Raw genomic sequence first — 11,890 nt, 5'->3', positions numbered from 1 at the left:
GAGACCACGCCAGGTGCGATGGTCTCGATACGCGGCTCGCAGAGCTCGCCGCTACTCGACCACCTACAACTTGGTGGTCGAGTAGGAGGTCGCTCAGCGACCGACGTATCGAGACCACGTCACGTGAGATGGTCTCGCTCCGTGGCGGCTACGCCCTCACTGCCACGGCTCCATTGCGGCTCGCAGAGGGCGCCGCTACTCGACCACCTATGGCCCAGCGGTTAGGACGCGCCGCCGCGGGTGGCGAGGACGCGGTCGGCGGCGCCGCCGAGGCCCCAGCGCTTCCCGAACTCGGTGAACACCTCCGCCTCCTCGGCGTCGAGCGAAGTCAACGCGGCAGGGGAGTCGAGGTCCAGATCGGCCCGCACCCGCACGACCTCGCGAGCGCTGGTGATGTAGTCCGCCGAATCGAGGAGGGACTGACGCACGCGTGGCCGAATCGACGAGCTCTCGTCGGCTGCCGCCGAGAGAATCCCGTCGAGGTCACCGTAGGCGGCGAGCAGCGTTGCGGCAGTCTTCTCGCCGACTCCGGCGACGCCAGGCAGCCCGTCCGACGCATCCCCGCGCAACACGGCGAAGTCGACATACTGATGGGGCTCGATCGAGTACTTCATCCGTACCCATTCCGCGTCGACGACTTCGTGCTTCCCCACACCGCGAGCGGTATAGAGCACTCGAATCTGGCGATCGTCGTCGACGACCTGGAACAGATCGCGATCGCCGGTGACGACATCCACCGGACCGTCCCAGCGATGTACGAGCGTGCCGATCACGTCGTCAGCCTCGGCCGCAGGAGCGCCGACGACCGGGATGCCGAGTAGTTCGAGCGCTTCCGCGATGACCGGCACTTGCGGGGCTAGCGTGTCGGGAGTCTCCTCCACGTCGACGCCTTCGGTCTCCTCCACGACGCGGTGCGCCTTGTAACTGGGGAGAAGATCGACACGCCACTGCGGTCGCCAGTCGTCATCCCAGCACGCCACGATGCTCGTCGGTTCGTACTGCGCCGAGAGGGTGGCGACGAAGTCGAGAAGGCCCCGGACGGCGTTGACCGGTGTACCGTCCGGGGCCTTCAAGGAGTCCGGAACTCCGAAGTAGCCCCGAAAGTACAGGCTCGCGGAGTCCAGGAGGATCAGTCGGCCGCTCATGGCCGATGATCCTATCGGTCAGCGTCGAGAGAGATGGCCCGGCGAATCGAACTTCGGTCCGTTCTTGGCGCGAGGCCCCTTCGGCGCGACGCTGCCGTCGGGGAACAGCCCCCGCGGGTTCAGCACCAGGCGCGCGAGACCCCACGCGGCGGCGTCACCGAGCTCGTGGAGCGCGCTCGTGTTGATGGCCGTGATGTCGTCGCAGGCGCGGTGGTAGCACGGGTCGTAGATCTCGCCCGCGGTTCCTCCGTAGATCTGCTCCTGCTCGGGCGTCTTGATCCCGTCCGCGCCGCTGAACACCCCACCGGCCGGGATTCCGGCCGCGATGAACGGACCATAGTCGGACCGTCCGTTGAACTCGGTCGGCTCCCACGCCTGATCGCGGCTCTCGAAGTAGTCCGTGAAGAGCTGCTTGATCTCACCGGAACCCGGAGGACCGGACGGTCCGCCGGCTGAACCGTCTCCGTCGTAAACGAACCGTACGTAGTTGGACGAGCCGATCATGTCGAAGTTGAGGTTCGCGTAGATCGAGTTCACCTCATCGGTCGATAGGGAGTTGACGTAGTGTTCGGCCCCGAGAAGCCCCAGTTCCTCAGCGCCCCACCACGCGAAGCGCACCGGACGCTCGAGTTTGCGATCGAGCTTCGTCTCGCTCAGTTGCAGCGCGATCTCGAGGATGCCGGCGCTGCCGGAGCCGTTGTCGTTGATGCCTGGACCGTCCGGGACGCTGTCGAGGTGCGCTCCGACGACGACGACCTCGTCGTTTCGGCGATCGCCCTTCGCCGGAAGATTGGCGATGAGGTTGAAGGTCTCCCGATCGGGATCGGACTCGACCTCGGTCGTCACCGTCGCCTCCACGTCGCCGCCCTCGGCAAGCGCGACGCCGTCCTCGTACGAGACGCCGACAACCGGCACCGTCTTGGGGGCGCCGAGCGTACCCGCGAGTACCTCGGTCCGCCCGGGGTTGCCCTCGTTCATGATGATGATCGCGTCGTACCCGGCGGCCACCGCGTTGTCCACCTTGACGGCGAAGTCGCACGTGCCGCGTTGCACGAGGGCGATGGCCGGATCGGTCGGCGCGGGCGTGAAGTCCTCTGGCTCGCAACCGGAGGTGCTGCTGGGCTCGGGCGTCGCGGGAATAACGAGATCTGTGGTCGGCACGACCACGCCCGTCACGTGGCCGCTGCCGGAGTAGTTGAAGGTCTGGTGTTCGAACGCCTCATCGCCGGTTTCCAGGACCGACGGTGACAGCTCCTGGAAGAACGGGAAGGTGAAGCTCTGCCGCGAGACCTCGTACCCCGCGCGTTCGAGTTGCGTCTGGATGTAGTCGGCAGACGCCTCATGGCCCGGAAGACCCGAGGCCCGGTTCCCGCCGTTCTCATTGGCGATCACCTGGAACTGCCGCAGGTGCCGCAAAATGCCGTTGACGGTCACCGCGTCGGTGAGCCGTTCGGCCGCGACGACCGAACGATCCGGTTTCGGCTTGTCGGGCCGCTTCGCGGCGGCGGGCTGGGCGGCGATCACACCGCTGGTGAGCGCTGCCACGGCGGCAGCGGCGATGACTCTTCTCATGGGACCCCCCGATCCTCATGCCGATAGTGACGCGCACCACCCTAAGACAGGTCGATCGCTGCGACCAGAGGGTCGATAGGCTCGTCAACGTGACCGATCGTCTCGTCCGAGCACAGCGTGCCCTCGCCGATCACGGCATCGACGCCCTTCTCGTGACACCAGGGGCCGACCTGCGCTATCTCACCGGCTACCACGCCCTGCCACTCGAGCGCCTGACCTGCCTCGTGGTTCCCGTGACGGGCGAGGCCACGTTGGTGGTGCCGGAACTCGAACGTCCGGCGGCCGAGGCGGCCGGCGTCGAGGTGCCGATCGTGGGCTGGCGGGAGACCGAGGACCCGTTCGCGCTCGTCAGCTCCGTGGTCGGCGCCGCCGAGCGGATCGCCGTCGACGACCATATGTGGGCGTCACGCGTCTTCGCGCTCCGTCAGGCCATCGCGGCCGAGCAGGTCCTCGGGGGGCCGCTCGTGGCCGCCTTGCGTATGCGCAAGGAACCGGCCGAGGTCGACGCCCTTCGTGAGGCCGGGGCGGCGATCGACCGGGTGCACCGACGGATGGGCGAGTGGCTCCGGGCCGGGCGCACCGAACGCGAGGTGGGCGCCGACATCGCCCGGGCGATCATCGACGAGGGACACGAGACGGTGGACTTCGTCATCGTCGCGTCCGGGCCGAACGGCGCTTCGCCGCACCACGAAGTGTCCGACCACGTCATCGAGCCCGGTGACCCCGTCGTCGTCGACATCGGCGGCACCACCGCTGCCGGCTACTGCTCGGATTCCACCCGCACTTACGTGGTGGGGGGAGAGCCCGATCCGGAGTTCCTGCGCCTCTACGCCGTGCTCGAAGCCGCGCAGCAGGCGCAGCGCGAGCACGCCCGCCCCGGCGTCACGGCGGAGTCCGTGGACCAGATCGGACGGAAGATCATCGCTGACGCCGGATACGGCGAGGCGTTCGTGCATCGCACGGGCCACGGCATCGGACAGGAGACCCACGAGGAGCCCTACATCGTCGAGGGCAACACGCTGACGCTCGACGCCGGGATGGCCTTCTCCATCGAGCCAGGCATCTACCTGCCCGGACGCTTCGGTGCCCGTATCGAGGACATCGCCATCTGCACGCTGGACGGCCTCGACGTCGTCAACCGCACGCCGCACGAACTCGTCCGCCTGCCATGAGAGCGCTCGTCGCGATCGCCGGTTCGGCGATCGCGGGCGTTCTCGCCTCGTTCAACTTCGCGCCGTGGGACGTACCCGGCATGATGCTCGTGGCGGTCGCCGCGTGGCTGTGGTTGCTGCGGCGCGCCGGGGACTATCGAGCCAGGACGGTGCTGGCGATGGGCTTCGCCTTCGGGTGGGGCTTCATGGGCCCGCTGATCTGGTGGATGAACGCCGTCGACCCCGCTGCCTGGGTAGCGCTGGTCACCGCACAAGCGGTCTTCTACGCGATCATCGCCTGGTCGCTGCGTGCGGTCCAACGGCTGCCGTGGTGGCCCGTGTGGGCGGCCGTGGTCTGGACGGCTGGGGAGAGTCTGCGCAGCGCCGTGCCGTTCTCCGGCTTCCCCTGGGGCCGACTCGTGCACACCACGATCGACACGCCGCTGGACGCCTGGGTCCGACTGATCGGGATGCCGGCCACGTCAGCGCTCCTTGCCCTGTGCGCCGGACTCGCGGTGACGGCAGTCGAGCGGCGGCGCCGGCTCGTCCCCGTGGCCGGGGTCCTTGCCGGCATCGTGGGCGTGTCGTTCCTGCTCCCGACGGGCATCGCCGGCACCGGCGAGCAGTATCGGGTGGGCGTCGTCCAAGGAGGCACGCCCGGCCCCTTCCTGCAGTGGCCGCGTGGCGAGATCTTCCAGCTGCACCTCGACGCGACCGAGCAGATCGACGAGCCGGTCGACATGGTGCTGTGGCCCGAGAACGCGACGGATATCGATCCGTTCACCCGCACCTGGGCCGCCGACGCGCTCACCGCGGCCGTCGAAGATGTCGGCGCACCGATCCTGGTCGGCGGCCTGCTCGACGGGCCGACCGAGAAGACCGCGTACAACGCCGGCTTCGTGTGGACCGAGACCGGGCCGGGGGAGTCGTACGTCAAACGGCAACTCGTGCCGTACGGCGAATACGTGCCGTTCCGTCAACAGCTCGGTGACCTGGTGCCGCGGTTCGACCGCGACATTCCCCGGGACATGGTGCCGGGGGAGGACCCCGGTTCGTTGCGGATCGGGGATGCGATCATCGGTGACACCATCTGCTGGGACATCGCTTACGACGGTGTGGTGCGCGAAGCCGTAGCCGGTGACGCGGAGTTTCTCGTCGTGCAGACCAGCAACGCGAGCTTCGAGGGAACCTCGCAGCTGCGACAGCAGTGGAACATCTCGCGGCTCCGCGCGATCGAGACCGGGCGGTACGTCGTCGTGCCGTCGATCAACGGGATCAGCGGGGTCGTAGCGCCCGACGGCTCCGTCGTGGCCGAGGCGCCGCTGCTCGACGCGGCGACCATGGTCGCGACCGTCACGGGCGCGACAGGACGAACGCCAGCCCACACGATGGCGGCTCCGCTGGAGCTACTCATCGGCGGACTGGCGTTGGTCGCGATCGTCGCCGGCTGGCGACGCCGTCGCTGACGGTCAGGCGGTCTTCTTCTTGCGCCGGTGCAGATGCGGCGGTCCGATCTCGCCGCCGCGCAACATCTCCAACCGCTCGCTCAGCAGATCTTCGAGTTCCTCGACGGAGCGCCGCTCCAAGAGCATGTCCCAGTGCGTGCGCACGGGCTTCTCATCCGCGTCGTCCCCGGGTGCGTCCGCGCCGACGCGACGGCCCATCTGACCGGTCTTGGGATCCTCCCATTCGGCCGGGATCTCCGCCTCGTCGGACATCGTCACGGTGAACGTACGACCGTCGGGCAGGCGGTACTCGACCTCCTGGCGCGGGGCCATCTCCACACCGCGTTCGTCTTCGAAGCTCTGTGCACCGAGTCGGGCGCCTCGCAATGCTCGTTCAGCCATGCTGCGTCCCCCTTTCGTGTCCTCTCACTGTTCAACGTACGCCATCGCCGTGAGATTCCCCTGAGAGCACATCGTTGGCCCGGTCCCCGGTGACCTCGGGCACACGCAGCAACATCGCGAGACCGACCGCGAGGACCGCCATGATCCCGATGATGCCCCAGCGGTCGTCGCCGCCGATCAGGACGAAGAGCCCGAAGAGGGTGGGGGCCAGGAAGGAGACGGCGCGCCCGGTCATGGCGTAGAGGCCGAAGTTCTGGCCCTCCTTGCCTAGGCGAGTCGCCCGCGTGAGGTACGTCCGCGATGCCGCCTGCGCCGGGCCGACGAAGAGGCACAACGCGAGACCGAAGATCCAAAACATCGTCGGACCGCTGACGAAGAGCAGCACCAGCGCCACGACGAGCATCGAGACGAGCGAGGCGATCACGACCCGACGCGACCCCCACGAGTCGTCGAAGTACCCCGCGATCCAAGCGCCGGCGGCACTCACCACGTTAGCGGCGACCGCGAACAAGATGACGTCGGCCGCGTCGATGCCGTAGACCGAGACCGCCAGGATGCCGCCGAAGGTGAAGACGCCGGAGAGCCCGTCGCGGTAGAACGCGCTGGCGATGAGGAACTTGAGTACGTCGCGGTCGTCGCGCCACATCGTGCGAAGCTCAAAGAACAGGACCCGGTAGGACTCCACGAATCCCACGCCGGGGCGGTCCGGGCTGACCTCGGCGGGAAGCTCGGGGACACTGAAGAACAGCGGGATCGCGAAGAGCAGGAACCAGCCGGCGGAGAGCAGCGCGACGAGCCGGATGTTGAGCCCGTTCTCGGTCGAGAGCCCGAGCAACCCACCGTCGCCACTGATGAAGCCGAAGTAACAGATCAGCAGCAGGACGATGCCGCCCAAATAGCCGAACGCCCAGCCGATGCCGGACACCCGGCCGACTGTCTCGGGGGTGGACACCTGACGCAGCATCGCGAAATAGGGAACCTGCGACAGTTCGAAGGCGATGGACGCGAGGGACACGAGGAGCAGCCCGAGCCACAGGTAGTGGTAGTCGTCCTCGACGAAGAACAGTGCGGCCGTCAGCGCCACGACGATCGATGTCAGGACCGCCAACGTGCGCTTGCGACGGCCGGACGCATCGGAGCGTTGTCCGAGCGCGGGGGCGGACACCGCGACGACGAACGCACCGGCGCCGATCGCCCACCCGTACCAGGTGCTCGCCGAGATCGCTCCGGGCAGGTCGTCGCCGACCGCGTCGACGAGATACACCGAGAACACGAAGGTGATGATGACGGCGTTGAAGGCCGCCGAGCCCCAGTCCCACAGGCTCCACGCGACGACCTTGCCCCGCTGGAGTTGTCGTCCCACAGCTGACGACGTCATGTCGGTTCCTCTCTCCACTGTCCCCGGGAGACGAGGACGTCCTTGAGCAGATCAGTGCGGTCGGTCATGATGCCGTCGACCCCCATGTCGAGCAGACGGTGCATCGCCGCCGGATCGTCGACCGTCCAGACATGCACCTGTCGCCCATGACGATGGGCGCGGTCCAAGAACGCAGGAGTCAGGATCCGTACGCGCCCGTGCCGTTCGGGAATCTGGAAACAGTCGACGCCAGGCGGAACCGCCCGCCCCAGACGCATTCTGGCCACGTCGATCGACGACGCGGAGAACACCGCCTGAGGGAGGCGTGAACGGAGGCGTTGCAATCGGCGGTGGGAGAACGACGCGAGGCAGACGCGATCGACGGCCCCCACGTCTTCCAGGACGCGGCAGGTCGGCTCGATCGCGTCGGCGGACTTGACGTCGATGTTGAAGCACGCCTTCGGAAACTCCAGGAGCAATTCGTCGAGGCGCACGATCGGCTCACGGTCGCCCAGGAGGAGGGCGTCGAGTTCATCGGACGTGAGTGTGGTGATCGCCTGGTCGTCCCCGGTGAGCCGCGAAAGACGCGCGTCGTGGAGCGCATAGGGCACGCCGTCGCGAGTGGCGCGCACGTCCGTTTCCAGATGCCGGTACCCGAGGTCGTAGGCGTGCCGGAAGGCCACGAGCGAGTTCTCGATGCCGACGTTGTCGCCGGTGTCGGCCCCACCACGGTGAGCGAATGCCAGGGGAGGCGGCGTGTCGAAGAAGCGGGTCGTGCGGCCGGGTTCCACGAGACCACCGTAGAGCGTGACGGCGGCCCCGTGGACCAGGACGGCTCAGATGTCGCGGAACGTCTCGATCTGAGCGCCCAGGGCGTTGAGCCGGGTCGCGAGATCCTCGTAGCCCCGATTGATGACGTACACGCTGCGGAGCACCGAGGTGCCCTTGGCGGCGAGCATCGCAAGCAAAATGACGACCGCAGGGCGTAGCGCCGGCGGGCAAACGAGTTCGGCACCGCTCCAGTGCGTGGGGCCTTCGATGAGGACACGGTGCGGATCCATGAGTTTGACCCGGGCGCCGAGTTTGTTGAGCTCGGTCAGGTAGATGGCGCGGTTCTCGTACACCCAGTCGTGCAGCAGGGTTTGGCCCTCGGCCGTCGCCGCGATGACGGCGAAGAACGGGAGGTTGTCGATGTTGAGACCCGGAAACGGCATCGGATGGATCTTGTCGATCGGCGCCTTGAGCTTCGAGGGGTACGTCGTGATGTCGACGAGACGGGTCTGGCCGTTCTCGGCCATGTACTCGGCCGAGCGTTCATAGCGGAAGCCCATCTCCTCGAGCACGGCCAGCTCGATCTCCATGAACTCGATCGGCACACGGCAGACCGTGATGTTGGAGTTGGTGACGATGGCAGCGGCGATGAGGCTCATGGCCTCGATCGGGTCCTCGCTCGGCGCGTAGTCGACGTCGGTGCGGATGTCGGGGGTGCCGTGCACCCGCAGGGTCGTGGTGCCGATGCCCTCGATCCGCACGCCCAGCTTCTCCAGGAAGAAGCACAGGTCCTGGACCATGTAGTTGGAGCTCGCGTTGCGGATCACGGTGACGCCGTCATAGCGCGCGGCAGCGAGGAGCGCGTTCTCGGTGACCGTGTCGCCGCGCTCGGTCAGCACGATGGGCCGCTCGGGACCGGTGCCCTGGGCCGCCGAGGCGTTGTAGCTGCCCTCCGTGGCGACGACCTTGAGCCCGAAGGGGCGCAGCGCGGTCATGTGCGGCTCCACGGTGCGAGTGCCCAGATCGCAACCACCGGCGTAGGGCAGCTGGAACTCCGGAACTCGGTGCATCAGCGGGCCGAGGAACATGATGATGCTGCGGGTGCGGCGGGCGGCCGTCGCATCCATCGCGTCCAGGTCGAGCTCTTCGGGGACGATGATCTCGAGGTCGTTCTGCTCGTTGAGCCAGCGAGTCTTGACGCCGATCGAGTCGAGCACCTCGAGCAGTCGGTTGACCTCTTCGATGCGCGCCACCTTGCGCAGCACCGTTGTGCCGGTGTTGAGCAACGATGCGCACAGCAGAGCGACGCCGGCGTTCTTGCTCGACTTCACGTCGATCGAGCCGCGCAGCGTGGTGCCACCCTTGACCCGCAGGTGGCTGGGGCCGGAGGTGCCGACGCTCACGATCTCGGAGTCCAGTGCCGAGCCGATCCGGGCGAGCATGTCGAGGGTCAAGTTCTGTTGGCCCTTCTCGATGCGGTTGACGGCGCTCTGGCTCGTGCGAAGCTGCGTCGCCAACTGGGCCTGGGTGAGGCCCGAATGCTGACGCGCGTCACGGATCAACGTGCCGATGCGCGCCAGGTAGTCGTCGCGTTCAGTCATAAGTTCCACCGTATCTCAGATGTGAGATAAAGGTCGTACGTGGCGGACGCGTCGCTCGTCACACCTGCGTCGCCTCGGTCTGGCCGAGTCGGCGCAGGTCGGCGACGCCGCCGAAGTTCGCCACGTGATTCCAGTAGATGTCATAGGCCGCGTCGGAGATCGTGCGGTCGTGGATGGGGAAGGCGATCGCGGGGGCGACCTGCTGCGCGAAGGCGATGGTCTCCGACACCTTCGCCCATGGAGCGGACAGGGGGAGTGCGAGGACATCGACGTCGGCGGGGACCGTGGCATAGCTGTCACCCGGATGGAAGATGGTCGGGCCCGTCTCACTGCGAACGAGGACGCCGACGTTGGACACCCGGGGGAGTTGCGGAGCGATCTCGGCGTGGAGTTCGCCCACCGCAGCGATCGTGGTCGAGCCGAACGTCGCCCTGTCCCCGTCGCGATGTGCCCGCCAGGGAGCGCCGAGTTGCTCAACGGTCTGCGGATCGGCCAGCAGCAGCGCGCCACGATTGCGTGCGAGGAGCGCGTCCGCGCGGGAGCGGTCGAGATGGTCCGGGTGCTGATGGGTGACCACGATGGCGTCCAGCCGCTCGAGTTCGAAGACCTCGTCGACGCTGAAAACGCCCGGGTCGAGAAGAACACGCGCGTCCTCGGTCTCGACGAGCACGGCCGCGTGGCCGAATCGGGTGACCAACATGTTCTCCATCGTGACACGATGAGGCCATGGCGCAGCGCGAGATCCTGACGGGGGAGGGCTACGGCAACGCCGTGCGGGAACTCGCACCGCGCTTCGCCGACAGCGGGTTCGTCCCTGACGTCGCGCGTAGTGGGCCCATCCGGGGGATCGTCGACGCATGAGCGTCGTGGTCCGCGAAGCCGACCTCACCGACGCGCAGGTCGCGGCGTTCCTGACGTCCCATGTCGCGCAGTTGCGCGGGATGTCTCCGCCGGAGAGCACCCACGCCCTGGATCTGGACGGCCTCCGCGATTCCGCGCTGACGGTGTGGGTGGCCTACGACGACGGATGCGTCGTGGCCAGCGCCGCGCTGAAGGACCTCGGTGACGGCCATGCGGAACTCAAGTCGATGCGCACGTCCGGAGACCGACAGCGTCGCGGACTGGGCCGGCTGATGCTCGATCATGTGCTCGAGCAGGCGCGCGCCCGCGGTTGTACTCGGCTCAGCCTGGAAACCGGCACAGAAGACTTCTTCGCCCCGGCGCGATCGCTCTACCGGCGTGCCGGATTCCAGGAGTGCGGTCCCTTCGGCGACTACCGTCCGGACCCGCCCAGCACGTTCATGACGATGTCCTGGTGACCGCGGTCGCGAAGTCCTCGACCGCGTCGCATACAGCGGCGAAACGCGGCGAGTAGAACTGGTCGAAGCCGTGCTGCGCACCGGGCAACTCGGCGTAGACGACCCGCTGCCCCGAGACCTGCCCGAGCCACGCGACGAACGCCCGCGCGCTGAACGGGCTCAGGTAGGTGTCGTGCTCGCCATGGACGACGAAGAACGGCGGCGCACTCGCGCTGCCGTAGGCTCGCGGGTCGGATGGGACGCTCGATGTGGACCGCTGGCGGCCGTAATAGCCGTAGAGGGCGACGACGCCACGCACCGGCTCTCCGGTCAGTCCCGCGAGCGTCGCGAGATGCGCACCGGCGGAACTTCCCGCGATCACGATCCGGTCGGGGTCGGCCCCGAGCTCGTCCGCGTGCTCGCGGACCCACGCGATGAGTCGCTGCACGTCTTCGAGATTCGCCGGGAACTCGCCCTCGGGCAGGAGTCGATAGGTCGCGCTCACGCTGATCCACCCGTGGCGTGCGAGCCGATGGAGAAGCGGTCGCGCGTCGCGGTTCTTACGCCCTCGCGTGAAGCCGCCGCCGTGGAGATGAAGGAACACCGGCGCATGGCTACCCGGGCGAGCCGTGCGGACGTAGAGATCGAGGAGATGTCGGCGGCCCGGTCCGTAGGCGACATCGCGTACGTGCTGCACGCACCGCGGCACCGTCGGCCACGGCCAGAAGACGAAGCGCCACCACGGCCGCGGTCGGCGGGCGGGGGAGAGGCGAGCATCGTGGAGTGCCGCTTCAAGCACCGGGCGGGCTCGCAGTCCGCCGACCAGGATCGGGACGACGGCCGCCGCGGTCGTCAGCGCCGCGACGAGCGCGAGCACTGCGGGCCAGGCGAATAGCCGGTGGCCCACGGCAGCGAGTGCGGTGAGCGCAGCCAGCAGCCACCAGATGACGAACGGCAGCTCACCTGTTCCCACACCGAGGTAGAAGCTGAAGGCTGCGAGCCGGGGCCCACGTCGGATCGGGCGGACGGTCATCGCCACCGCGAGCGCGATGACGCCGACGACGAGGAGATACGCCCAAGGCACGGGTCACCTCTCGGATCGGCGTGGGCGCCTGGCAACGGACATGACCCGAGTATGGCGAGATCGA

General features: G+C 67.8%; 12 protein-coding genes. 4 read left to right on the top strand and 8 right to left on the bottom strand.

From position 1 onward, the window contains the following. Positions 1-221 precede the first annotated feature (221 nt). Positions 222-1,145 (bottom strand): 5'-3' exonuclease, encoded by a 924-nt coding sequence (locus tag D9V41_RS15080; RefSeq protein ID WP_208006886.1) that lies wholly within the window; start codon positions 1,143-1,145, stop codon positions 222-224. An 18-nt stretch (positions 1,146-1,163) separates the two neighbouring features. After that, complete coding sequence (locus D9V41_RS15075) at positions 1,164-2,717, bottom strand: M28 family peptidase (protein WP_121795409.1); 1,554 nt, start codon at positions 2,715-2,717, stop codon at positions 1,164-1,166. An 89-nt stretch (positions 2,718-2,806) separates the two neighbouring features. Here D9V41_RS15075 and D9V41_RS15070 point away from each other — a divergent pair, with 89 nt between their 5' ends. Continuing rightward, the gene (locus D9V41_RS15070; RefSeq protein WP_243697294.1) at positions 2,807-3,889 is read left to right on the top strand and encodes a M24 family metallopeptidase; all 1,083 of its coding nucleotides are present in this window, start codon (positions 2,807-2,809) and stop codon (positions 3,887-3,889) included. After that, the gene (gene lnt, locus D9V41_RS15065; protein ID WP_121795407.1) at positions 3,886-5,334 is read left to right on the top strand and encodes an apolipoprotein N-acyltransferase; all 1,449 of its coding nucleotides are present in this window, start codon (positions 3,886-3,888) and stop codon (positions 5,332-5,334) included. The genes D9V41_RS15070 and lnt overlap by 4 nt, the downstream gene beginning before the upstream one ends. A 3-nt stretch (positions 5,335-5,337) precedes the next feature. Here the strand turns inward: lnt and D9V41_RS15060 are convergent, their stop codons facing one another. From D9V41_RS15060 to D9V41_RS15040, 5 genes are read right to left on the bottom strand one after another with little or no spacing between them, the layout of a single operon-like run. Beyond that, on the bottom strand, positions 5,338-5,715 hold the full coding sequence (locus D9V41_RS15060; RefSeq protein WP_121795406.1) for an RNA polymerase-binding protein RbpA: 378 nt from the start codon (positions 5,713-5,715) through the stop codon (positions 5,338-5,340). Positions 5,716-5,746: 31 nt separating this feature from the next. Beyond that, a complete protein-coding gene (locus tag D9V41_RS15055) occupies positions 5,747-7,093 on the bottom strand; it encodes an MFS transporter (protein ID WP_121795405.1) in 1,347 nt (448 codons plus the stop codon). Further along, the gene (locus D9V41_RS15050) at positions 7,090-7,863 is read right to left on the bottom strand and encodes a glycerophosphodiester phosphodiesterase family protein (protein ID WP_121795404.1); all 774 of its coding nucleotides are present in this window, start codon (positions 7,861-7,863) and stop codon (positions 7,090-7,092) included. Before D9V41_RS15050 ends, D9V41_RS15055 begins: the two co-directional genes overlap by 4 nt. A gap of 45 nt (positions 7,864-7,908) precedes the next feature. Beyond that, complete coding sequence (locus tag D9V41_RS15045) at positions 7,909-9,444, bottom strand: UDP-N-acetylglucosamine 1-carboxyvinyltransferase (RefSeq protein WP_121795403.1); 1,536 nt, start codon at positions 9,442-9,444, stop codon at positions 7,909-7,911. A gap of 58 nt (positions 9,445-9,502) precedes the next feature. Further along, complete coding sequence (locus D9V41_RS15040; RefSeq protein WP_121795402.1) at positions 9,503-10,153, bottom strand: MBL fold metallo-hydrolase; 651 nt, start codon at positions 10,151-10,153, stop codon at positions 9,503-9,505. Positions 10,154-10,170: 17 nt separating this feature from the next. On the opposite strand from D9V41_RS15040, the gene D9V41_RS18620 reads away from it, so the two are divergent. Beyond that, a complete protein-coding gene (locus tag D9V41_RS18620; RefSeq protein WP_279432356.1) occupies positions 10,171-10,305 on the top strand; it encodes a hypothetical protein in 135 nt (44 codons plus the stop codon). Beyond that, on the top strand, positions 10,302-10,763 hold the full coding sequence (locus D9V41_RS15035; RefSeq protein ID WP_121795401.1) for a GNAT family N-acetyltransferase: 462 nt from the start codon (positions 10,302-10,304) through the stop codon (positions 10,761-10,763). The genes D9V41_RS18620 and D9V41_RS15035 overlap by 4 nt, the downstream gene beginning before the upstream one ends. Here the strand turns inward: D9V41_RS15035 and D9V41_RS15030 are convergent. Continuing rightward, a complete protein-coding gene (locus tag D9V41_RS15030; protein ID WP_121795400.1) occupies positions 10,744-11,826 on the bottom strand; it encodes an alpha/beta hydrolase in 1,083 nt (360 codons plus the stop codon). The genes D9V41_RS15035 and D9V41_RS15030 overlap by 20 nt on opposite strands. Positions 11,827-11,890 lie beyond the last annotated feature (64 nt).

Origin of the sequence: Aeromicrobium phragmitis, from assembly GCF_003674095.1 — a bacterium.
In the GTDB taxonomy this organism is placed as follows: domain Bacteria; phylum Actinomycetota; class Actinomycetes; order Propionibacteriales; family Nocardioidaceae; genus Aeromicrobium; species Aeromicrobium phragmitis.
The sequence above is the reverse complement of the archived record's forward strand: the minus strand, read 5'-3'. Positions and strand labels throughout refer to the sequence as shown.

Bases quoted from the DNA above. Each gene is read 5' to 3' on its own strand.
- D9V41_RS15080 (WP_208006886.1), bottom strand. From the start codon at position 1,145: ATGAGCGGCCGACTGATCCTCCTGGACTCCGCGAGCCTGTACTTTCGG.
- D9V41_RS15075 (WP_121795409.1), bottom strand. From the start codon at position 2,717: ATGAGAAGAGTCATCGCCGCTGCCGCCGTGGCAGCGCTCACCAGCGGT.
- lnt (WP_121795407.1), top strand. From the start codon at position 3,886: ATGAGAGCGCTCGTCGCGATCGCCGGTTCGGCGATCGCGGGCGTTCTC.
- D9V41_RS15060 (WP_121795406.1), bottom strand. From the start codon at position 5,715: ATGGCTGAACGAGCATTGCGAGGCGCCCGACTCGGTGCACAGAGCTTC.
- D9V41_RS15055 (WP_121795405.1), bottom strand. From the start codon at position 7,093: ATGACGTCGTCAGCTGTGGGACGACAACTCCAGCGGGGCAAGGTCGTC.
- D9V41_RS15045 (WP_121795403.1), bottom strand. From the start codon at position 9,444: ATGACTGAACGCGACGACTACCTGGCGCGCATCGGCACGTTGATCCGT.
- D9V41_RS15040 (WP_121795402.1), bottom strand. From the start codon at position 10,153: ATGGAGAACATGTTGGTCACCCGATTCGGCCACGCGGCCGTGCTCGTC.
- D9V41_RS18620 (WP_279432356.1), top strand. From the start codon at position 10,171: ATGGCGCAGCGCGAGATCCTGACGGGGGAGGGCTACGGCAACGCCGTG.
- D9V41_RS15035 (WP_121795401.1), top strand. From the start codon at position 10,302: ATGAGCGTCGTGGTCCGCGAAGCCGACCTCACCGACGCGCAGGTCGCG.